General features: G+C 61.4%; 18 protein-coding genes. 12 read left to right on the forward strand and 6 right to left on the reverse strand.

Annotated elements, in window-relative coordinates:
- Window positions 1–17 precede the first annotated feature (17 nt).
- A complete protein-coding gene (locus FHT97_RS27635) occupies window positions 18–416 on the reverse strand; it encodes a response regulator (RefSeq protein ID WP_183756537.1) in 399 nt (132 codons plus the stop codon).
- 252 nt (window positions 417–668) lie between these two features.
- Here FHT97_RS27635 and FHT97_RS27640 point away from each other — a divergent pair, with 252 nt between their 5' ends.
- Entirely contained in the window at window positions 669–6,137 is a 5,469-nt protein-coding gene (locus FHT97_RS27640; RefSeq protein WP_183756538.1) for an alpha-2-macroglobulin family protein, read from the forward strand.
- The gene (gene pbpC, locus FHT97_RS27645; protein WP_183864825.1) at window positions 6,134–8,215 is read left to right on the forward strand and encodes a penicillin-binding protein 1C; all 2,082 of its coding nucleotides are present in this window, start codon (window positions 6,134–6,136) and stop codon (window positions 8,213–8,215) included. Before FHT97_RS27640 ends, pbpC begins: the two co-directional genes overlap by 4 nt.
- A gap of 86 nt (window positions 8,216–8,301) precedes the next feature.
- Here pbpC and FHT97_RS27650 read toward each other — a convergent pair whose 3' ends face one another.
- Window positions 8,302–8,652 carry a VanZ family protein gene (locus FHT97_RS27650; protein WP_183756540.1) on the reverse strand — a complete coding sequence of 117 codons (351 nt, stop codon included), beginning with the start codon at window positions 8,650–8,652 and terminating at the stop codon, window positions 8,302–8,304.
- Window positions 8,653–8,943: 291 nt separating this feature from the next.
- Between FHT97_RS27650 and FHT97_RS27655 the strand changes: the two genes are divergently transcribed.
- The 4 genes from FHT97_RS27655 (at window position 8,944) to FHT97_RS27670 (ending at window position 11,733) form a co-directional block, all read left to right on the forward strand.
- Entirely contained in the window at window positions 8,944–9,333 is a 390-nt protein-coding gene (locus FHT97_RS27655) for a hypothetical protein (RefSeq protein ID WP_183756541.1), read from the forward strand.
- 366 nt (window positions 9,334–9,699) lie between these two features.
- Entirely contained in the window at window positions 9,700–10,239 is a 540-nt protein-coding gene (locus FHT97_RS27660) for a sigma-70 family RNA polymerase sigma factor (RefSeq protein ID WP_183756542.1), read from the forward strand.
- Window positions 10,226–10,993: an anti-sigma factor gene (locus FHT97_RS27665; protein WP_183864826.1), complete on the forward strand. Its 768-nt coding sequence runs from the start codon at window positions 10,226–10,228 to the stop codon at window positions 10,991–10,993. Before FHT97_RS27660 ends, FHT97_RS27665 begins: the two co-directional genes overlap by 14 nt.
- Window positions 10,994–11,016: 23 nt before the next feature.
- The gene (locus FHT97_RS27670) at window positions 11,017–11,733 is read left to right on the forward strand and encodes a Bax inhibitor-1/YccA family protein (protein ID WP_183756544.1); all 717 of its coding nucleotides are present in this window, start codon (window positions 11,017–11,019) and stop codon (window positions 11,731–11,733) included.
- A gap of 133 nt (window positions 11,734–11,866) precedes the next feature.
- Here the strand turns inward: FHT97_RS27670 and FHT97_RS27675 are convergent, their stop codons facing one another.
- From FHT97_RS27675 to repA, 3 genes are all read right to left on the reverse strand, one after another.
- Window positions 11,867–13,000, reverse strand: coding sequence for an RHE_PE00001 family protein (locus tag FHT97_RS27675; RefSeq protein WP_183864827.1), 1,134 nt, complete (start codon window positions 12,998–13,000; stop codon window positions 11,867–11,869).
- A gap of 146 nt (window positions 13,001–13,146) precedes the next feature.
- The gene (repB, locus tag FHT97_RS27680) at window positions 13,147–14,127 is read right to left on the reverse strand and encodes a plasmid partitioning protein RepB (protein ID WP_183864828.1); all 981 of its coding nucleotides are present in this window, start codon (window positions 14,125–14,127) and stop codon (window positions 13,147–13,149) included.
- Window positions 14,124–15,320 carry a plasmid partitioning protein RepA gene (repA, locus tag FHT97_RS27685; protein ID WP_183756547.1) on the reverse strand — a complete coding sequence of 399 codons (1,197 nt, stop codon included), beginning with the start codon at window positions 15,318–15,320 and terminating at the stop codon, window positions 14,124–14,126. Before repA ends, repB begins: the two co-directional genes overlap by 4 nt.
- A gap of 195 nt (window positions 15,321–15,515) precedes the next feature.
- Between repA and cobF the strand changes: the two genes are divergently transcribed.
- The 5 genes from cobF (at window position 15,516) to FHT97_RS27710 (ending at window position 19,830) form a co-directional block, all read left to right on the forward strand.
- Window positions 15,516–16,283, forward strand: coding sequence for a precorrin-6A synthase (deacetylating) (gene cobF, locus FHT97_RS27690; RefSeq protein ID WP_183864829.1), 768 nt, complete (start codon window positions 15,516–15,518; stop codon window positions 16,281–16,283).
- Between the two features lie 61 nt (window positions 16,284–16,344).
- Window positions 16,345–17,709, forward strand: coding sequence for a precorrin-3B synthase (cobG, locus tag FHT97_RS27695; RefSeq protein WP_246712814.1), 1,365 nt, complete (start codon window positions 16,345–16,347; stop codon window positions 17,707–17,709).
- Window positions 17,710–17,711: 2 nt separating this feature from the next.
- Window positions 17,712–18,344 carry a precorrin-8X methylmutase gene (locus FHT97_RS27700; RefSeq protein ID WP_183756550.1) on the forward strand — a complete coding sequence of 211 codons (633 nt, stop codon included), beginning with the start codon at window positions 17,712–17,714 and terminating at the stop codon, window positions 18,342–18,344.
- Entirely contained in the window at window positions 18,341–19,069 is a 729-nt protein-coding gene (locus FHT97_RS27705) for a precorrin-2 C(20)-methyltransferase (protein ID WP_183756551.1), read from the forward strand. The genes FHT97_RS27700 and FHT97_RS27705 overlap by 4 nt, the downstream gene beginning before the upstream one ends.
- Window positions 19,066–19,830 carry a precorrin-3B C(17)-methyltransferase gene (locus FHT97_RS27710; RefSeq protein WP_183756552.1) on the forward strand — a complete coding sequence of 255 codons (765 nt, stop codon included), beginning with the start codon at window positions 19,066–19,068 and terminating at the stop codon, window positions 19,828–19,830. Before FHT97_RS27705 ends, FHT97_RS27710 begins: the two co-directional genes overlap by 4 nt.
- On the opposite strand, the gene FHT97_RS27715 is transcribed toward FHT97_RS27710, so the two are convergent.
- The gene (locus FHT97_RS27715) at window positions 19,794–20,564 is read right to left on the reverse strand and encodes a cobalt-precorrin-6A reductase (RefSeq protein ID WP_183864831.1); all 771 of its coding nucleotides are present in this window, start codon (window positions 20,562–20,564) and stop codon (window positions 19,794–19,796) included. The two genes, FHT97_RS27710 and FHT97_RS27715, sit on opposite strands and share 37 nt — an antisense overlap.
- Between FHT97_RS27715 and cbiE the strand changes: the two genes are divergently transcribed.
- Window positions 20,563–21,792, forward strand: a complete 1,230-nt coding sequence (gene cbiE / locus FHT97_RS27720; protein ID WP_183864832.1) for a precorrin-6y C5,15-methyltransferase (decarboxylating) subunit CbiE — start codon at window positions 20,563–20,565, stop codon at window positions 21,790–21,792. The genes FHT97_RS27715 and cbiE overlap by 2 nt on opposite strands.
- Window positions 21,793–21,799 lie beyond the last annotated feature (7 nt).

Below are 21,799 nucleotides of genomic sequence, written 5' to 3' on the forward strand. Positions count from 1 at the left end.
CCCGGCCAATCCGAGCTCTATACCACGCGGCGCGCCTCGAGTGCCTCCTGTAGGGACCTCTGCACGATTGACGGTGTCGCCGGTTTTTTGACGACTCCGAGCGCGCCGCGGACACGACCCTCGACCATCTCGGGATTTCCCGTCATGAACACAACCGTAACGCCATACTCGTCGACAAGACGCTGACCAATATCAGGCCCCGTCGCGCCGTCTGCAAGATTAACGTCCACAAACGCAATGTCGGCCTTAGGCGCAAGCGATAGAGCCTGCTCGGTGTCTCGCGCGAGACCAACCACATCGAGGCCCATTTCCGTAACGGTCGCTTCCAGATCAAGCGCGATCAGGAACTCGTCTTCCACGATCATGACTTTGCGTGCGCCGTCTTCGGTGAACTTGTTTTCCACACGGCCGAACATAAGTGCCCCTTTAAACTCAAAACATCCACATCCACTTGACCGCCTTGGGCAGGCCTTTCGGAAACGGGACGAGGGCGAAATGGTTCCGGAATGCAGAGCTGTTGGTGCAAAACCGGTCGGAATTGACGAATTCCGGCTATGCATGCTCGCGGTCCGTGGGGTGTCTCTCAGACAGCGTTTTGCCAGTGTTGACAACTGGATAGAGAGTGCCGAGAGTGCAGGCCTGATCAGCGCCAGCATCTTGGGGGACCTATGTTTGTACGCGCGTTTTTTGCCGTCGCCGCGACCCTTATCTCGGTCAGCTCACCGGCAGCAGCTGCCGAGACCACACGTACCATACAGACGATACAGGATGCCGATTACTTCGGCTTCGACCTGCGCACGGAACAGAACCTCACCCTGGATCAGTGCAAGTCGTCCTGCATAGGCGACAAGTCCTGCAAAGCCTTCACCTACAATCCGAAGGTGAAATGGTGCTTCCTGAAATCCGACTTCAAGACGATGAACCCCTTCCCCGGCGCCATCGCTGGCAAGATCGTCGAGACTTCGGCCGCTAAGAAGGAACCGGATATTGGTGCCGCTCCCCGCCTCACCTTCCTGTCCGGCGACGTTATCCAGCAGGCCCGCGACGACAAGTCCAATCTTGAAGTGGCTGACGATCAGCAGAGCCAGAGTGCCGACAGCCTGATCGCCAATGGTCGCCTCGACCTGACATCAGGCAACGCCATCGACGCCGTGAAATCCTTTCGAAGTGCGCTCGCTCTCTCCGCTGATGATGCCGCCCTGTGGCTGGAGACGGCCCGCGCGGCTGACAGCTTCGTCAAGACCGACGACAACAATGGCAGCGACCTCTACGGACAGGCCGTCCTTGCCGCCGTCAACGGCTATGAGCTGACGCGGACGACGACGAGCCGTGCGGAGGCGCTGGCCGTCCTTGCCGCCGCCCTCGACAAGAACGCAAATTATCGCGCCGCACTCAACGCCTACAAGGCGAGCCTGGCACTGGTCGGCTCGAAGGATGTCCAGGCGGCGTTCCTGCAGCTGAAGGCGGCTCAAGGGTTTCGCATGACCGAGCACACTGTCGATGCCGACGGTGCAAACCCTCGCGCCTGTGCGACATTCTCCGAAACGCTGGTCAAGACGATCGACTACACCGCCTTCGTGACCTTGAACGGCGCCGCGCCCAAGGCTCTCGAGACCAATGACAAGCAGATCTGCATCGAGGGGCTGGCACACGGAGAGAACTACAAGATCGCCTTTCGTACTGGCCTTCCGTCTTCCGTGGACGAGGTCCTGGAGGCGCCGGTCAGCCTCGATATCTATGTCAAGGATCGCACGGCAAGCGTGCGCTTCACGGGGGACAGTTTCGTCCTGCCTTCGACCGTTCGTCGCGGGATCCCGATCGTTTCGGTCAACATGGCTTCCGCCAATCTCAAGCTCTATCGCATTGGCGATCGCGGTATCGCGCCGCTTTTGACGAGCTCGCAGTTCCTGACACAGCTTGATGGCTATAGCGCGCAGCGGATCGAGGACGAAAGCGGCGAACTGGTCTGGCAAGGCTCGATCGACGTCGCCAATGATCTCAACAAGGATGTCGTCACCAGCTTCCCGGTGGACGAGGCGCTGCCAGAGCGCAAACCGGGCGTCTATGTTCTGACGGCAACGGCGCCAAATGCCCCGAACCAGGACTGGAATGCCCAGGCGACGCAATGGTTTGTCGTTTCCGATATCGGCATCACGACTTATGCAGGTACGGATGGCCTCAATGTTTTCACCCGCTCGCTGGCCTCGGCAAAACCGATCGCTGGGGTCCAGCTGCAGCTTCTGGCGAAGAACAATGAGGTGCTCGGCACCGCGACCACGGACGAGAACGGCCGCGCAAAGTTCACCGCGGGTCTGATGCGTGCGACAGCTGCCCTGACGCCTGCTGTTATCACCGCCAGAAAAAATGATGCAGATTACGTCTTCCTCGACATGACCCGAGCGGGATTTGACCTCTCCGATCGGGGCGTCACAGGGCGCGCGTCTCCTGGCGCAATCGACGTCTTGAGTTGGACCGAGCGCGGCATCTACCGCGCCGGCGAGACGGTCCATGCCGCTGCTCTTGCCCGCGATACCGATGGCAAGGCGATCGAGAATCTGCCACTGACCTTCATCTTCCTGCGCCCCGATGGTGTCGAGGACCGCCGGATCGTCAGCCAGACCAGCAACGTCGGCGGCTATGCCATTGACCTGCCCGTTCAGGAAAGCGCCATGCGCGGTACCTGGACGATGAACATTCATACCGACCCAAAGGGCTCGCCGATCGCGACAAGAACCTTCCTTGTCGATGATTTCGTGCCCGATCGCACCGACATGGAGATCAGGACCGATGCAAAAATAATCGGTCCGGAGACCTCCGCGACAATCAACATCAGCGGCAAGTATCTCTACGGCGCGCCAGCGGCGGGTCTGTCGCTCGAAGGCGATGTCGTGATCAAGCCGACCCGCCAGGCGAAGGCCTTCCCCGGCTACTTCTTTGGCCTCGCCGACGAGGAAGCAGCCGAAGACACACGCCAGACCATAGAAGGTCTGCCCGACCTCGACGACAACGGCGAAGCCATCACCGAGTTGACTGTCGGCGATCTGCCGGGGACGACGCAACTTCTGAGCGCCACCGTCTACATCAGGATGCAGGAAGCCGGTGGTCGCGCCATCGAGCGGTCGCTTGTTCTTCCCGTCAAGAACCAGGGCCCAATGATCGGCATCAAGCCGGAATTCTCGGGCGACCTTGGCGAAAATTCGATCGCGAACTTCACGGTTATCGGCCTCGATGCGGATGGTCAGAAGCAGGCGATGAGTGGGCTGCGCTGGAAGCTCTATAGGCTGAACCGGGACTATCAATGGTACCGCGACGGTACAGCCTGGAAGTACGAGCCGATCTATACTGCCGAGCAGGTTTCCAACGGCAATGTCGATGCGTCTCTTGATGGTGCGAAAATATCGTCTGCAGTCGCCTGGGGGCGCTACCGCCTTGAGGTCGAAAGCACCGAGACCGATGGCCCTGTGACGAGCGTGGAATTCGACGCAGGCTGGTTCGTCCAGGCGACATCGACGGAAACGCCCGACGGCCTTGAGATCGCACTCGACAAGGACAGCTACAAGATTGGTGAGACGGCCAAGCTGAAGGTCTCGTCGCGCTACGCCGGCGAATTGATGATCGCCGCAGGAACGGAAAATCTCGTGGCCGTGCAGAACGCTTCAATCGGCGAGAAGGGCGGCGAAGTCGATATCCCCATCACCTCCGACTGGGGTGCCGGTGCCTACGTGACCGCCACGCTTTTTCGCCCGGGTGATGCGCAGGAAAGCCACATGCCGATGCGCTCGATCGGCGTGAAATGGCTAAAGGTTGATCCGGCGGAGCGTGCGCTTCAGGTCGCGATCAATGCGCCTGAAAAGATGCTGCCGCGCTCGTCCTTGCCAATCACCCTTGCCGTTGCCGGTGCCAAGGCCAGCGAGGACACTTATGTGACCGTTGCCGCGGTCGATGTCGGTATTCTCAATCTGACCCGCTACGAACCGCCCAACCCAGAAGACTGGTATTTTGGCCAGCGGCAGCTTGGGCTTGAGATCCGTGATCTCTACGGACGGCTGATCGACGGTTCGCTCGGCGCTACCGGCAAGCTGAGGACAGGCGGGGACGGAGGTGCTGTGGCACTTCAGGGAAGCCCGCCGACGCAAAAGCTTGTCGCCTTCTTCTCCGGCCCCGTGAAACTCGATGCCGATGGCAAGGCAACCGTCAACTTCGAAATTCCGCAGTTCAACGGCACGGCCCGCGTCATGGCGGTCGCCTGGTCGAAAGCCGGCGTTGGCCACGCAACGAAGGACGTCGTCATCCGCGATCCGGTCGTGGTGACGGCGAGCCTCCCGCGCTTCCTGGCGCCTGGAGATACGTCCGAACTTCGGCTCGATATTGCCAATACGGATGCGCCAGCAGGCGATTTCAAGCTGACTGTTGCCGGTAATGAGGCTGTGGGGGTCAATCAGCCCGCCCAGACGATCCATCTGGAGGCGGGAGCCAAATCAGCCGTCACGCTGGCTGTCGTCGGCAAGCAGCCGGGCAATGGCAGCGTTTCGATCAATCTTGTTGACATGGCCGGGCTGCCGCTGGATCAGACGGTCGACGTCCCTGTCCGACCGGCCGTCCTGCCGATCACCGAACGCCGTGTGCTCGCGCTCAATCCCGCCACCAAGCTGACCGTCGACAAGGCATTGCTGGCAGACAGCGTATTGCCGGGCGCCTCCGTCAGCGTCAGCGTCACACGTTCTGCCGCCTTCGACATTCCGGCTTTGCTGATGTCCCTCGACCGCTATCCGTTCGGTTGCGCCGAGCAGACGACCAGCCGGGCCTTGCCACTCCTATATCTGAGCGAGCTGGCAGGACAGGCTGGCCTGGACGATGATGCGGATGTCAAGAAACGGGTACAGGATGCGATCTACCGCGTGCTTTCCTATCAGGCTTCGGCGGGAAGTTTTGGCTTGTGGGGACCGGATAGCGGCGACCTCTGGCTCGATTCCTATGTCACCGACTTCCTGACCCGCGCACGCGAGCAGAGATATGATGTCCCCGAGCGTGCTTTCGCACAGGCACTTGAGAACCTTCAGAACGCGCTGAGCTACGACGTCAATGTCAAGGATCAGGGCGACCAGATCGCCTATGCGCTCTATGTTCTTGCCCGCAACAAGAAAGCCGCGATCAGCGACCTGCGCTACTATGCCGACACTGCCATCAACGACTTCCCGACGCCACTAGCCAAGGCTCATATTGCTGCGGCACTGGCCCTCTACGGCGATGCGATCCGTTCGAAAAACATCTTCGTCGACGCCCTGCAGATGTCTGAGCAGTCGATGGTAACGCGCGTCAACCTTTCGAGGACGGATTACGGCTCGATCCTGCGGGATGGGGCTGCAATCCTGGCGCTTGCCGCCGAGAGCCGTCCTGTTCCACCCGTGGTTCCGGAACTGGCGAAAGCAGTCGCCAAGGAATGGAACCGCAGCAAGTACACAAGCACGCAGGAACAAGCCTGGATGCTGCTTGCCGCGCGGGCCATCCAGGGCGGTGATGATTCGATCAAGATCGATGTCAACGGCGCGTTGCACAATGGCGCCTACATGGCAAAGATGACAGGCGACGCCTTGCTCGGCAACAGCCTTGCGCTCATCAACCAAACCGGCGAACCCCTATCGGCTGTCGTGACGACGGTTGCAGCCCCCGTCGTGCCGCCGCCCGCGGGTGGTGATGGCTTTGCCATCGAACGTAACTACTACACGATGGATGGCGAGGAGGCGAATGTCACCGGGGCCACGCAGAACGAACGCTATGTCGTTGTCCTGCACATCACGGAAAGCAACAACTGGCCGTCGCGGATCGTCGTGACGGACCTGCTGCCTGCCGGCTTCCAGATCGACAATCCGAGCCTGGTCGACAGCGCCCAACTGACGAACTTCGACTGGATCGGCGAGGTGACGGCTGCCCATACCGAATTCCGCAATGACCGCTTCGTGGCCGCATTCAATCGGTCGGCGGACGACAATCGTGAGATCAATGTCGCCTATGTCGTGCGTGCCGTGACCCCCGGCACCTACGATCATCCGGCGGCCGTGGTCGAGGACATGTATCGGCCGCAGCTGTCTGCGCGTACAGCAACCGGCAAGATGGAGGTCACCGCAGCGTCGAAATGAGGCTTGGAAGAAAGCTTGCGATCGGAAGCGCTGCCGGCATCGTCCTTGCCGGTGCCGGACTGGTTTTGCTCGATGCCGCCGACCGGACCTATCCGCCGCCTCTCACGACGGCGGACATGGTCTCGGCCGAAGTGCTCGACCAGGACGGTCAGCTGCTGCGCGCCTTCGCAATTCCCGGGGGCCTCTGGCGTCTGAAGACGACCGTGGCCGACGTCGATCCGCGGTTTCTCAAGATGCTGGTCGCCTATGAGGACCGGCGGTTCTACACCCATGCGGGCATCGACCTGCAGGCCATCGGACGTGCCGCTCTCCAACTCGTCACCCATGGCCGCATCGTCTCAGGTGCATCGACGCTGTCAATGCAGGTCGCCCGGCTCATCGAGCCGCGGCAGGGCCGCTCGCTGTCGGCGAAACTCCTGCAAATGGCGCGCGCCATCCAGATTGAGCGGCGGCTTTCCAAGGAACAGATCCTCAATCTCTATCTGACGCATGCGCCTTATGGCGGGAATCTCGAGGGAGTGCGCGCCGCAAGCCTTGCTTACTTTGGCAAGGAGCCGCGACGGCTGACTGTTGCGCAGGCCGCTCTCCTTGTCGCGCTGCCACAGCTGCCGGAAGGGCGCCGGCCGGACCGCAATCTGGTGGCAGCCGAAACGGCTCGCAAACGGGTGCTGGAGCGCGTCGCCGTTGCCGACGTTGTCGGCGAAGGTGAGACGGCGCGTGCGGACGTCGTCCCCGTGCCATCGGGACGCATGCAGCTCCCGGCGCTTGCGGCCCATGTTGGCGAAGCAGCACGACGCACGGATCCAATGGCGCTGCGATACCAGACAACCCTGAAGAAACAGGTGCAGGCCGGATTGGAAGCCGTCGCCCGCGCCTCCGCCCCGAGACTCGGCCCGAAACTGTCGATTGCCATGGTCATGGCCGATGCGCAGACCGGCGACATCGTCGGTGAGGTTGGCTCGGCCGACTATTTCGACGCCAGTCGGTCTGGCTGGATCGACATGACGCGCTTCAGCCGTTCGCCGGGCTCCACCCTGAAGCCATTCATCTACGGCCTCGCCTTCGAGGAAGGTCTTGTCAGCCAGGAGACGATCATCGAGGATCGCCCCGCCGATTTTTTCGGCTACCGGCCGCGCAATTTCGACATGAGCTATCAGGGCGATGTCACGGTGCGCGAAGCGCTGCAATTGTCGCTGAACGTTCCGACGGTCAAGTTGCTCGATTCCATCAATCCGGCCAAGCTGCTGATCCGCTTTCGCCGTGCCGAGGTGCGGCCACTGTTGCCACCGAACGAAACACCTGGCCTCGCAATCGGGCTCGGGGGCCTCGGCATCACGCTGAAGGATCTGGTGCAGCTTTACACCGCCCTCGCAAACCGCGGCCAGCCAGTCCGCATCGGCGATGGCGTCAACGACCAGCCGGGCAAGATCGATGGCGAGGGCATGCTGGATCCGGTGGCCACCTGGAATGTCGCCGACGTCCTCTCGGGCGTCATTCCGCCGGCTGGCGCTCACAAACGCGGCATCGCGTACAAGACGGGCACCAGCTACGGCTATCGTGATGCCTGGTCCGTCGGATATGATGGCCGTTACGTGCTCGGCGTCTGGGTCGGTCGACCCGACAATGGTGCCGTGCCGGGCTTGACGGGCTACGGAACTGCTGCCCCCATCCTGTTTGAAGCCTTTGCAAAATCAGGAATTGCGACGACGCCCCTTCCCCGCCCGCCCTCGGGAGCGGTTCGCATTGCCCAGGCCGACCTGCCGATCAGCCAACGGCGCTTTGCCATCAATCCGGGTGGCCTCCTTGCGATATCGGGCCGCGAGCAGGCACCGCAGATCGTGTATCCGCCCGAGGGGGCGCACGTTGATCTTGGGGCACGGCGCGGAGATGGCTCGCCGCTGATGCTGAAGCTGCAGGGCGGGCGGGCACCCTTCCGGTGGTTAGCCAATGGCAAGCCGCTGCCGGATGTGTCGAAGCGGCGGACCAACCAGTGGATCCCGGACGGTGCCGGCTATTCAAAACTCACCGTGATCGACTCCATGGGTCGGGCAGCAAGTGTCGGCGTCTATATCGAGTGAGAAGGGTCGCCCCTGGATCAACCAGGGGCCAGATTTCGGTGTCGGAGGCAGGATGAAATCCCCTGCTCTGGACGTGACACCTCCAACTAGCGACTGAACGGGTGAAGTCGGCGTAGACGGTTGGCTGCATAGCCAAAAGCGACACCGATCGTTGCACCGAGAGCCTTCACGGCAGCATCGTCGAGCCTGGCATGACGGCTGGCGGACAAATATTGCAGCAGTTCCATTGCCGCTGCCCCTGCTATCACGAGGATCGCGCAGGTTAGAAATTGGCGAGGATAAGCCATGACGAAAAGCCCGGCCATCAGCGTGAAGGCAAGGGCCCGATCATAATTGACCGGCATCACGTCATGCGGTCTCATCCCGATCGGTGAAACGGTCACGAACACAATAGCGCCAAGCCACAGCCACGCTGCTGTCTTTATCAGTCGATCCATCGGCGCACGATAACCGACAGGACCTGCGGCCTCCAGTCAGTCGAATTGCTGAAACCATTTTTGGGCGAGAATGACCGATATTTCACCGCTCCGTCTGATTTTCTATTTTTATTCAATACCTTGGCCGCGCTGTCGCCGCGGTAAGCCGAAGGAGGTACGTGTCACGAAAAAGTGTTCTGGCTATATTAGACCGACCTTAATCGGTTGATTGTTGGAATCGTCTGGGTCCCCTTGTTTGCGTTCTGTTTCCACCTGCGTCATGACCGGCACACGGCCCCCAAAGAGGTGAGCATGAACGAAAACGACGAACCGCTGTGGGAGCTTGATGAAGAGCTCTCGACATTGACGATCAGCTTTCCGACGGATCCACCGGTCGCACTCGTTCTCGACGCGGCAGCTGTTTCGGAACTCATCGAGGGTGCCGGCCAGGTCAGGGCGAAGATGGCGACGCCCCATTCCGAGGATTGGCAGGCAGGTCAAATGGTCGACGCCGTCCTCGATCCACGGTGGTATTCGGAGCCCGACGCCTTGCTGGAAGAATCGCTCCTCCACATTCGCGATCCCCGCTATGGCTGGTTGCACTATGCCCTTCCCCGCGAGTCTGCCAAGGCCCTGGGAAAGCTTCTTCTCCGCCAGGCAAAAGGCGGCCTTGAGGACGACGGACGACAGCGGTCGAACTGAACTTTTTCACGCGCAAAGGTGAGGCATGCTACCGCTTTTGCCTGACGTGCAATCAACGCCTGGTCGTGCTTTTATACTCTGGCAAGAGGGATATTTGTTTCGGGTATCATTTCAGTACCTGCTAAATTGTTTTGACGACGGACTGTGGCCTGCCTCCGGCGGGCCACTTATTTTTTCTGAAGCGTTCCTGCTGTGATTTTTGCTCGACATGCCCCTTGACCTTCCAATGGCTGAAAGGTCTATAAAACCTGTCTGGGCAAACCTCGACCTCACCCCTGTCGCCCCCTTTCGCGCGCTCCATGAGCGAAGCCTTCTTTTTTTTCTGGCTGCGGGAATAAATCGGCGCGGGCATCCGTATACTCAATCATGGAACGGAAAGAACGCTCATTCGATGTCATTGGCCAGCTCGCAGCGCTTCGCCGCTACGCGCGCTCGCTCGTGCGCAATTCGGATGACGCCGAAGATCTTGTTCATGACGCACTGGTGCGGGCCTATGAAAAAAAGCAGAGCTTCCGTCGCGGCGGCAATCTCCGCACCTGGCTGCTTTCGATCATGCATAACGCCCATATCGACCGGGTGCGCCAGAACCGCTCGCTTGCCCGCAGGCACGACGAGGCAGCGGTTGAAGCGGACCAGTCGATAGAAGCCGGCCAGGAACACGCCGTGCGCCTGCAGCAAGTGCGAGACGCCTTCTTCAAGCTTCAGGAGGAACAGCGCGAGGCCCTTCACCTGGTGGCCATCGAGGACCTGTCCTACCAGGAAGCGGCCGCTGCCCTCGGAATTCCGATCGGCACGTTGATGTCGCGTATTTCGCGCGCCCGTGCCCAGCTGCGGGAATTCGAGGAAAAGACACCCCGTGCGCCCCATTTGAGACTGATCGGAGGGAACGGCAATGAAGGCAATTGATCCTATCATCGACGCTGATCTCGACGCCTATGTCGACGGACAACTCGATGTGGCAAGACGCATCCAGGTCGAGACGTTCCTCTCCGAAAACCCCGCCATCGCGGCAAAGGTCATGGCAGATCTCAGCATGCGCGGGGAATTGCGCCTGGCACTTGCCAGCGGAAGCGCCTTTGGCCGTCCGGAGACGCGCGACGCGGCGAGACGCCTGGAGCGTGGACTTGCCTATGGCCGGATCCTGCACTCGGTGCAGCGGATCGCAGCCGTTGGTATCCTGGTGGCGGCCGGGTGGATCGCCCACACCTCCTTCGGTGCCTTCACCGCAACCGAGGTCGCCGCCTCGGTTCCCGCGCCCGCCTATGTCGAGGATGCGGTGCGCGCCTATCAGACCGCCCTGCTTCGCCAGTCCGTCCCGTCACAGACGGTGGCAAGCTACAGGCCGGAGGACATTCGCGCCGCAACGGCGATCGTCATGCCGCAACTGCCTGATGATTGGGCGATCGCCGACGTGCAGATATTCCCGTCCGAGTTCGGGCCGAGCGTCGAGATGGCCATCAAGACTGCCCAAGGCAAACCGCTCTCGCTGTTTGCCGTTCGGCCCGGTGGATTTGCCGTACAGCCTGTCCACCATGTCGCACTTCATCGCGCGGAAGCCGCCTACTGGCAGATCGGCGACGTCGCCTATGCGCTCGTTGCCGGCGACCGTGACATCAATCTGGATGCGGCAGCCGACAAGCTCGCCCGCACCCTCTACTAGCTAGTTCAACCGAGGAGATCAGTATGAACCCGACCAATCCGCGTTTTGGCTACGGCTCGGCCGCTGGCTCGCAGGCGCTGTTCGATGAGGGACTGCGCCAGCATATGCTGCGCGTCTACAACTACATGGGCCTTGGCCTCGTCATCACAGGTATCGTCGCACTCGTCGTTGGTAGCACGCCGGCGCTCTACGTGCCGATCTTCCAGTCCCCGCTGAAGTGGGTCGTGATGCTTGCGCCGCTCGCATTTGTCTTCTTCTTCTCCTTCAAGATCCAGACGATGTCGGCGAGCGCCGCACAGATGACCTTCTGGGCGTTCTGTGCAGTCATGGGCCTGTCGCTCGCATCGGTCTTCCTGGTATTCACCGGCACCAGCATCGCACGGACATTCTTCATCGCTGCAACCATGTTTGGTGCGACGAGCCTCTATGGATACGCAACCAAGAAGGATCTGTCCCGCTTTGGCTCGTTCCTGATGATGGGCCTGATCGGCGTGATCATCGCGAGCATCGTGAACATCTTCCTCGGCTCGAGCGCCCTCCAGTTCGCGATCTCCGTCATCGGCATCCTCGTCTTCGTCGGCCTGACGGCTTACGACACGCAGAACATCAAGGAACAGTACTCCGAAAACTACGATCAGGAATCGAACCAGAAGCTTGCCGTCTTCGGCGCGCTCTCGCTCTACCTGAACTTCGTCAACATCTTCCAGCTCCTCCTCAATTTCACGGGCGAGCGGGAATAAAGGGACAAGCGCTTCTGGGGGCAATGGAAGCGCTTCTGCGCCCGGTTCGCACTTCTGTGACAGGATGCGCGGACCGGGTGCTCACCTGGAAAAACGGCCGGGCTTCAAACCTGGCCGTTTTTTTGTCTTTTGATCAGATGATGCCCCAGGCGCGATAGCGCCCTCGCCCGGTGATTTCGCGGATCCCGATGTCGTTCAGAAGATTGAGGGCCCCGCGGCTGGTCACCCGCAACTCGCGCGCCACCATTGCCGACGACACCATTGGTCGTGACAGGACAAAATCGGCAAGCTGCGGCAGGCTGCTGTTCGAACGGCGGTCCCTGAAGCGGACTTCCATCTGTGTGCGCGCCAGAACCAGACGATCCATTTCCTTCAGGCCGGCGGTAGCGCTTTCCACCATCGCTTCCAGAAATGCCTGCAGCCTGGTCAGCCGATCACGCGACCTTCGTCTTTCGTGCCGTATCATCTTCAGGCCGGCATAGAAGGCAAAGAGATGCGAGGTAACCTTGCCGCGGGAGCGCAGGTAGCTCGAGACAAGCAGGCCGCCAAGCCAGTGCTGGCGACGCAGCGGCTCGATCCGCTCCCAGGCCTCGAAAATCACGGCTGCACCCAATGTGACGGGCAGCGCGTCGGCAATGGCAACAGTCTTGCGCCAGGCGCGCAGCCGCGCCGCTTCATCCCATTCCTCGTCGTCGAACAGGCCGAGCGGATCATCAATTCGCTTTTCGCGGGCCTCATCACGCGGTTCGGCTGGCGCCGGTGCAGCGGTGTTCCTATGGCTGTCCAGCAGCCTTTGTGAGCGCTCCAGGATGGCATCGATCTCTGCCAGCTCGGCGGAAAGCGCGTCCTCCTCGTCGTCCGCCTCCGCCTCGCCTGAGACCGGCTCGTCGAACTTTGACGTTTCACCCCCACCCTCCCCTTCCACGCCACCGGCAAGGACGGCGAGACCGGCTGGACTCAAGGCCCAGTCAGGTGCGGCGAACCAGACTCGCCTTCGCAAACGCAGAACCGCGTGCGCGATCGTCAGCTCATGGCTCGGCGTGCGTGAATCCATATGGGCGTCGTGCAGCACCAGGTCCTCGACGTGAACGAGCTCCCCCGCCACCCAGAGAGCCCCAACGGCATCGAAGAAGTGCCGGCGTTCACCAAAACCGTCGGAAACGGATTCACGCGCGGCGCGCTCGTCCAGCCTCGCCAGACTGTCCTCGGCCTGAACGACGGCCGGCAACAGGCTGATCAGCAGCGGACTGTCGATTTCATAGCGCATTGTTAGCTTTTTCTATTTCCTCACAACGGAACTCAAATCACGCTTAACTTCACTCATGGATGACATGATTTGGCGGCGCTTGAACAGAGCCTTTCAGGGGGAAAAGGCAACGGCAGTGGATAAACCACTGATCTGGTCGGTTGAAGCTACTTCGCGCTCTTGAACGCGTCGTAGAGTTCATCGAGCCGGCCAGAGAGGTAGTCGCCGAAATCAGCCGCATCGCCGGTCTTCAGCGCAATCGTGAAGGAATCTCCGGTCTTGCGGATGCGCCCCCTGATCTTGCTGTCCTGAGGTGTCCATTCGAACCCCGTCGCATCCTGCTTTTCCAACTTCCTTGCGAGCTCTGCGACCACCAGATCAAAGCGACGATCCGTGCCCTCGCTGGTGAACTGCTCCGACGCAAGCAACGTCCGCAGCCTCGAGGCTGTCGCACTTGTCCAGCCTTGCGCCAGCGCAAGCCATTTGCGGCGTCCGGCGGCGGGAGCAGCGCCGATGGCGACGATGACGTCCATCGGAATGGTCTTGGCGACCGAGATGAGCTTCGACAGTTCCGTCTTGTCGGTCGACAAGGCCTTCATGATGACGGGTCGCTCGAACCCCTTGCTCTCGAGATTGAATGCAAAGACGGCGCGCTCGACATAGGAGAGGTTGCGCCGCGCGGAGTTCTCGATCCCTTGTGCGATGACGACATCGACATCGTCGAGCTTTCGGATGATGGCCTGGACCTTTCGCCCGAGCAGTCGGACGGCCTGAAGTCGACGGTGGCCATAGACCACCTGGTAGCGCTGGTCGTCGTCAGGATGCACCCGAACCAGGATGGGCACCTCCTGGCCATTTTCCCCGATCGAACGGACCAGCTCGTCGTCGAGGTCCCGGGGCATGTCGGCCAGTCGGTCCCGGACAAAGGACATGTCGATGGCATCGGGTTCGAGCTCCACAACGCGCTCGCCGGATAGCAGGGCCTCCTGCATTGCCCGGCTTTCCTCCTCCATCCGTCCGAGCGTCAATGCCATCGAACGGACCGGGCCAGCCGGCCCACGGGTGGAAGCGTCGTCATCCAGGTTGGCCGCGGCCAACTCCTGCGCCGTATCGTCGAACAGTCCCTTCAGTCGATCGCGTCTGCTCATGAGCGGCCCCACGCCTTGTGAATTCCTGCCAGCACTTCGCCATTCGCCGCGTTGACGGATTCCAGTGCCCGGTCATAGGTCGAGCGTCGTACCTGGCCGCGCTCGATCTCATAGAGGGACTGCTTGGTCAGCCCGGCATCGGCAATTGCCGTTGACTTCAGGATGGTCGCCGTCAGCACGTCTTCCCCGAAGAGATTGCGCAGCAGTGCGACGATCTGAGACTGCGGTGCGTCGAATGGCTCGTGGCGGGTGACGACGTATTTGATGAAGTCGTGCTGCAGGTCGCCGCCAGCCTTTCTAACCACCGACAGCAGGTCTGACGTCATCAGCAGGAATTGCGACATGGAGGCGACGTCGACCATCTGTGGATGCACCGTGATCAGCAGCGAGGTCGCGGCACAGACGGCGCCAAGTGTCAGGTAGCCGAGCTGCGGAGGGCAATCGATGACAACGATGTCGTAGTCAGCCTCGACCTCCGATATGGCGACGCCCACGCGCCGAAAGAAAAGCTCTCCGGATCGCTGGCGGTCGCCAAGGGCACGCGGCGTCTCATGCTCGAACTCCATGAGCTCGAGATTGCCGGGGACGAGATCCAGGCCGTCGAAATAGGTTTTCCGCACAATGTCCTTCAGTGAACGGCGGCTGCTGTCATAGCGAATGGCTCCGTAGAGCGTATCGCCATCGGCAAGGTCGAATTCCGGCTGCACGCCAAGCATGGACGACAGCGACGCCTGCGGGTCGAGGTCGATCGCCAGGACCCGGTAGCCATTCAACGCCAGATACTGGGCAAGGTAGAGCGTCGTAGTCGTCTTGGCCGAGCCACCCTTGAAGTTCGTCACAGCCAGCGTCTGCAGTTTTTCGCCGGGGCGCCTCTGCGGCAGATAGGACAGGGCATCCTTCGGCTTGATGCGCGCCATGTGATTTCGCAGCTCATTGATTTGCGCCAGTGTGTAGGATCGGCGGCCATTGATGGCGATATCCGGCTGCGGCCCCTTGCCGTCGAGTGAAAGCTGCCGGAGATAGCCATCGGAAACACCGATCATCTGTGCCGCCTCACCCGAGGTGAATGTGCGCAGGGTCTTCTGCGACAGGGGCGGAAAGAGCTTCTCACGCAGAAGCTTCAGTTGACGCGAGAGCTGACTGGCGTGCCGCTCGATGCGCACGTCGGTTGTCGATACGCTAATGTTGTCCAAAACACCCGATCCCTATCAATGCGCTTTTTTATCAACATCGCGCTAAAAAGCGTATCGAAGATGCCATGATTCGCGAATCGCAACAATACGATCAGGCCTCAGCATGCGAGTTGGCCGCGGCCAACTTTTCTCCTCCTCCCTTGCCGTTGCCCTGGCAATCGGCCAGAAGGACCTGGTTCAGCAAAGGAAGGCGCCGTGCGACATATCGAGATCATCGGCATAGGAACGGGTAACCCCGAGCATGTGACGGTACAGGCGATCAACGCCATGAACCGTGCCCATACGATCTTCATCCCCACCAAGGGAGCCGCAAAGGACGGGCTTGCCGCAGTCCGTCGCGAGATCTGCAGCCGCTACCTCACCAATGGCACCACCGCCATCGTGGAATTTGCCGTGCCCCAACGGCTCACCACAGGGCAGGCCTATCTGGAGAGCGTTGACGACTGGCACGGAGCCCTCGCCGAGGTCTACACCAAACTGATCGCGGCGTTGCCACAAACCGCTGTCGGCGCATTTCTAGTCTGGGGCGATCCCAGTCTCTACGACAGCACGATCCGCATTCTCGAGCGCGCCTACTCGCTCCAGACGGTCGAATTCGATGTCTCCGTCATTCCGGGGATCACCAGCATGCAGGCGCTCGCGGCCAGCCATCGCATCCCCCTCAACCTTGTCGGCAAGCCAGTCGAAATCACCACCGGCCGCCGCCTCGCCCAGTTCGGAAACCAGGCGGACACCACGGTTGTCATGCTCGACGGCGAGCTTGCCTTCTCGAAGATCGACGATCCGGAGGCCGAAATCTTCTGGGGCGCCTACCTCGGAACCCCCGACGAAATCACCCATGCCGGGCGACTTGCGGATGTCGCAGACGACATTGTCAGGTCCAGGGCAGAAGCGCGTGCACGCCACGGCTGGATCATGGACATCTATCTGTTGCGCAAGGGGCAGGACTTCGACGATCTTTGACCAGATCCCGGTTTTGCTCCACGGTCCGATCATGTAAGGACGTGGCCGAGGCAATATGATGATGACGACGCACCGACAGCTGGAGGAAGAAAGCCCCGGGAATGCGCACCCGCATGGGATCCGGCGCGGCGCCTGCCCCACGCTTTTCGAGCCGATGCAAACCGGCGATGGTCTGCTCGCTCGTTTGAGGCCAGTTGCAGGAACCCTTTCGTTGAGGCAGTTCTCGCTCCTGGCCGAAGCGGCTGAACGCCTTGGAAACGGTCTTCTGGAAATCACCTCACGCGGCAGCCTGCAGGTGCGCGGCCTTCGCGGGGAAACCGCCACCCAATTTGCAAACGAGGCCGAAGCTGCGGGCCTTCTGATCCCCGGTGGTCCGGCGATCGAGCTGTCGCCACTTCATGGGCTCGCGCCAAAAGAAATCGGAAATCCCGCTCCGGTCGAGACGATGCTGAGGGCAAGGCTTTCTGCGCAGCTCGCCTCACCCCTAATCGCCCCGAAACTCTCTGTTCTGCTCGACGGCGGCGGTGGCGACGGGATCTCACCCCTGTTCGCCGATATCAGGATTATGGCAGTCTCGCCGGACAACTGGCAACTTGCCATCGACGGCAATGGCAAGACCGCGATCCCGCTTCTGACAGGCGATGCCGAGGCCTGCGTGCGTGCTGTCGCCGATCTTCTTGACCTGCTGATCTCTCTTGGTCGCCACAGGCGATGTCGCGACATTCCACGGCTGACGCTTCAGTCGATGTTCCCGTTGATGCCTGCCCAGCATCTTGTCGACCGGGATAGATCCGACATATCCCTGACAGGCTGCTTTCCGCTTGCCGACGGGTCGCTCGCTGTCGGTCTCAGGCCACGCTTTGGACAGATCCGGGCCGATCAGCTGCTTGCCTTCTTTAGCCGTGCGGAGGCGATCGGTGCCGGCGAGGTCAGGCTCGCCCCCGGTCGGGTCCTGCTCCTCACCGGCCTTCGGGCTGACGCAGCCCTGGCGATTGCCGGCTCCGCTGCAGATCACGGTCTTTCTGCCGACAGCCATGACCCCTCCTCCCACATTGCTGCTTGCGCGGGTGCCGGCGCCTGCGCCTGCGGCCATTACAGTACAAGGACGCTCGCCGAAGCGATCGTTGCGACGTCGGCCGATCTCCTCGATGGCTCCATGGTCGTCCATTTCTCCGGCTGCGCCAAAGGATGCGCCCTTCGTTCGCGCGCCCTCACCCTTGTCGGCTCCGAAGACGGCTATCGCCTGATGCTTGATGGCACCCCGCTCGACGCCCCGGACGCACAGATCGCTAGCGGCGGCGCCGAATCCGCTATAGAGAACATCGCTCGCTTCATCAAAAACGAGAGACGTGCTGGCGAATCGGCTAGGTCCTGCCTTTCAAGGGCAGGAAAGGCTGCCGTCATCCGGGCGTTGCGACAGGAATAGACATGCCAGACTACGACTACATTAAGAGTGGCGACACCATCTACGAGCGATCATTCGCAATCATTCGCAGTGAAGCCGACCTGTCGCGGTTCTCGACAGAGGAGGCCGATGTTGCCGTTCGCATGATTCACGCATGCGGCCTTGTCCAGGCTGCCGACAGCTTCCTGTTCTCGCCTGGCGTGGTAAAGGCTGCACGCATGGCCCTTCAGGACGGGGCGCCGATCTTTTGCGACGCCGAAATGGTTGCCCATGGCATCACCCGCACCCGCCTGCCCGCCCACAACGATGTGATCTGCACATTGCATGATCCACGAACGCCAGGCCTTGCGAACCAGACCGGTAACACGCGTTCAGCCGCCGCACTCCACCTCTGGCTGGACCGCCTCGCAGGCAGCGTTGTGGCGATCGGCAATGCTCCAACGGCCCTGTTCCACCTCCTCGAATTGCTGCGAGACGGCGCGCCTAAGCCGGCTGCGATCATCGGCATGCCCGTTGGTTTTGTCGGTGCCGCGGAATCGAAGGATGCACTTGCCGATAACGCCTACGGCGTGCCCTTTGCAATCGTACGTGGTCGCCTCGGCGGCAGCGCCATGACTGCCGCTGCCATCAACGCTCTGGCGAGGCCTGGCCTATGACCGGTACTGGCCGTCTCATCGGTGTCGGAACCGGACCGGGAGATCCCGAACTTCTGACCGTCAAGGCCATCAAGGCGATCGATGCCGCCAAGGTCGTTGCCTATTTTGCCAAGCGGGGCAGGGGCGGCAACGGCAAGGCCATCGTCGAGCACCTGCTTGGCGACAAGATCCTGCTGCCTCTCTATTATCCGGTCACGACCGAGATCGAGACCTCGCACGAGTCCTACCGCAACCAGATCACGTCCTTCTATGACGAGTCGGCCGCCGCGGTCGCCGATCATCTCGACGTCGGTCGGACCGTTGCCGTCCTTAGCGAGGGCGACCCGCTGTTTTACGGCTCCTACATGCATCTCCACGTCCGCCTCGCGAGCCGCTACCCGACAGAGGTCATACCCGGCATCAGCGCCATGTCCGGATGCTGGTCGCTTGCCGGCCTGCCGATCGTGCAGGGGGACGACGTGCTATCCGTACTGCCTGGTACAATGGAGGAGGGGGAGCTGCGGCGCAGGCTTTCTGACACCCAGGCGGCGGTGATCATGAAGGTCGGACGGAACCTTCCGAAGATCCGCCGTGCGTTGGAGGCGTCCGGGCGCCTTCCGGACGCGGTCTACGTTGAACGCGGGACGATGGCCAATGCGGCAATGACGAAACTGGCAGACCGGCCCGACGGCGAAGCGCCGTATTTTTCGCTGGTGCTGGTGCCGGGTTGGGAAGCACGGCGATGACGGGCAAGCTTTTCGTAATCGGCACGGGCCCGGGCAACCCCGAGCAGATGACACCGGAATCGCGCGCTGCCGTTTCGGAGGCAACGGATTTCTATGGCTATGGTCCCTATCTCGATCGACTTGAACTGAGGCCGGACCAGCGTCGGCGCGCATCGGACAATCGTCAGGAACTTGACCGAGCCACCGAGGCCCTGAAGGCCGCTGCCGACGGCGCCAACGTCTGCGTCGTGTCAGGCGGCGATCCCGGCGTGTTTGCAATGGCTGCCGCCGTCTGTGAGGCTGTCGACAATGGGCCGGCCAGCTGGCGCGACATCGATCTTGTCATCCTGCCGGGCATCACAGCCATGCTAGCGGTCGCCGCGCGCGTCGGCGCGCCGCTTGGCCACGACTTTTGCGCGATCTCCCTGTCTGATAATCTAAAGCCTTGGAATATAATAGAAAATAGGCTTGAAACGGTGGCGCGGGCAGGCTTCGTCATCGCTCTCTACAATCCGATTAGCAAAGCCCGTCCCTGGCAGCTCGGCCGGGCGCTCGAGCTCCTCCGCCCCATCCTGCCGCCGACGACACCGGTGATTTTCGGAAGGGCAGCTGGCAGGCCCGATGAAAGCATCACCGTTCAACCGCTTCAGGACGCTAACGCCGACATCGCCGACATGGCGACCTGCGTGATCATCGGCTCGCAGGAGACCCGTGTCATCGCCCGCAACGGCAGACCGGATCTCGTCTACACACCCCGCTTCCTGGAAGGAGCAAAGAGGTGATCGACCGCCGAGAGCATCAGTTCCACCGTGGCAAGCGCCTGCATGTCAACGCTCTCAGCCCGCCTGACCATGATGACCTCGATGCCGAGCGCACGGGCGGCGACGATCTTGGCGTATGTCGCCGATCCCCCGCTGTTCTTGGTGACAACCGCATCAATACGGTTGGCCTTCAGAAGCGCTACCTCGTCCTCCACCACGTAGGGGCCGCGATCGAGGATCAGCTCGACAGCAGGCAGGGCGAGCGGCGGATCAACGGGATCGACACTTCTCACGAGATAGAAATGATGGGGCTTTGCTTCCGCCAACTGCGCCTCCTGGCGACCAATAGCCAGAAAGGCACGGCGAGGGGAGGGGCCAAGCGCATCGATCGCGTCTGCGATAGACGCAACATGTGTCCACCGGTCGTCGAGTTCCTCGCTCCATTCCGGCCGACGCAAAGCGAGAGCGGGTATGCCGGCCGCCTTGGACGCCTCACCGGCGTTCTTCGATATCCGCGTGGCGAAGGGGTGCGTTGCGTCGATCAAAAGATCAAACTTACCTGTGGCGAGAAAGCTGGCCAATCCTTCCGCGCCACCAAAGCCACCCATGCGGACAGGTACGGCCTGGCTCACCGGTTTCTCGGTACGGCCAGCCAAGGACAGCAAAATCTCGTATGCTCCGGTCGCGGCAAGCGCCTGCGCCAGGATCCGCGCATCCCCCGTGCCACCCAGTATCAGGATACGGGCCTTTTCCATGTCTGACGTGTCTTTTGCTCCGGCTGAACGCTGGCTGACTATTATCGGTATCGGCGAGGATGGTCCAGCCGGGCTCGGTGACGAAGCAAAGACGCTGATATCAGCTGCGACCATCGTCTTCGGCGGCACACGGCATCTTGAACTGGCTTCGCCAATCATCAACGGCACTAAGCTGGCCTGGGAAAGTCCATTCCAACGGTCAATCGAGGCGGTCATCGCGCGCCGTGGAATGCCAGTTGTCGTCCTCGGCTCCGGAGATCCGTTTCTTTACGGGATAGGGGCAACCCTGTCCCGATCGATCGGCGCCGGCGAGATCCGAACCATTCCCGCACCGTCCTCATTCAGCCTCGCTGCCGCCCGCCTCGGATGGCCGCTGCAGGGGGCCACATGCCTTTCCCTGCATGGACGCCCTTTGGAGCTGCTTTTGCCGCATCTCCATCACGACAGACGGATCATCGCATTGACCTCTGATGGCGAGACGCCGCTCCGCCTGGCCAAGATGCTGCGCGATCTTGGTTTCGGCCTGTCGCGGCTTCATCTTCTCGAGGCGATTGGTGGACAGCATGAACGGCAGCGGAGCGTGATTGCCGACGATTTCGATCTTTCTGACGTCAACCCGTTGAACGTCTGTGCCATCGAGGTGGTGGCAGGGGAGGGGGCCCGGCAGCTTGCCTTCACGCCTGGTCTCGACGACAGCCTTTTCGAGCATGATGGCCAGATCACCAAAAAGGAGGTACGGGCCCTCACGCTGTCAGCACTTGCCCCACGGCATGGCGAATTGCTTTGGGACGTTGGCGCAGGGTCCGGTTCGATCGGCATCGAGTGGATGCTCGCCAACCCGTCGCTGCGGGCAATCGCTATCGAGCAGTCTGCCGAACGGGCGGCAAGGGTTGCGCGCAATGCGCTTGCCTTCGGCGTTCCGGGACTGTCGATCGTCGAAGGCGCAGCACCTGTGGCGCTTGGGGGCCTGCCGGAACCCGATGCGATTTTCGTCGGCGGCGGAGGGAGTGGGGCCGGTGTCATGGAGACCGCGATCGGCGCTCTGAAACCCGGCGGCCGGCTTGTCGCCAACGCGGTCACCCTGGAGATGGAGGCACTGCTTCTTTCACTCCACGGGCAACATGGCGGTTGCCTGACGCGGATCGATATCGCGCGCGTAGCGCCGATCGGCGAAATGAACGGCTGGCGGCCCGCCATGCCCGTCACGCAGTGGCGCTGGACAAAGTAGTAAGGAA

Source organism: Rhizobium sp. BK399, assembly GCF_014194695.1.
Classification (GTDB): domain Bacteria; phylum Pseudomonadota; class Alphaproteobacteria; order Rhizobiales; family Rhizobiaceae; genus Rhizobium.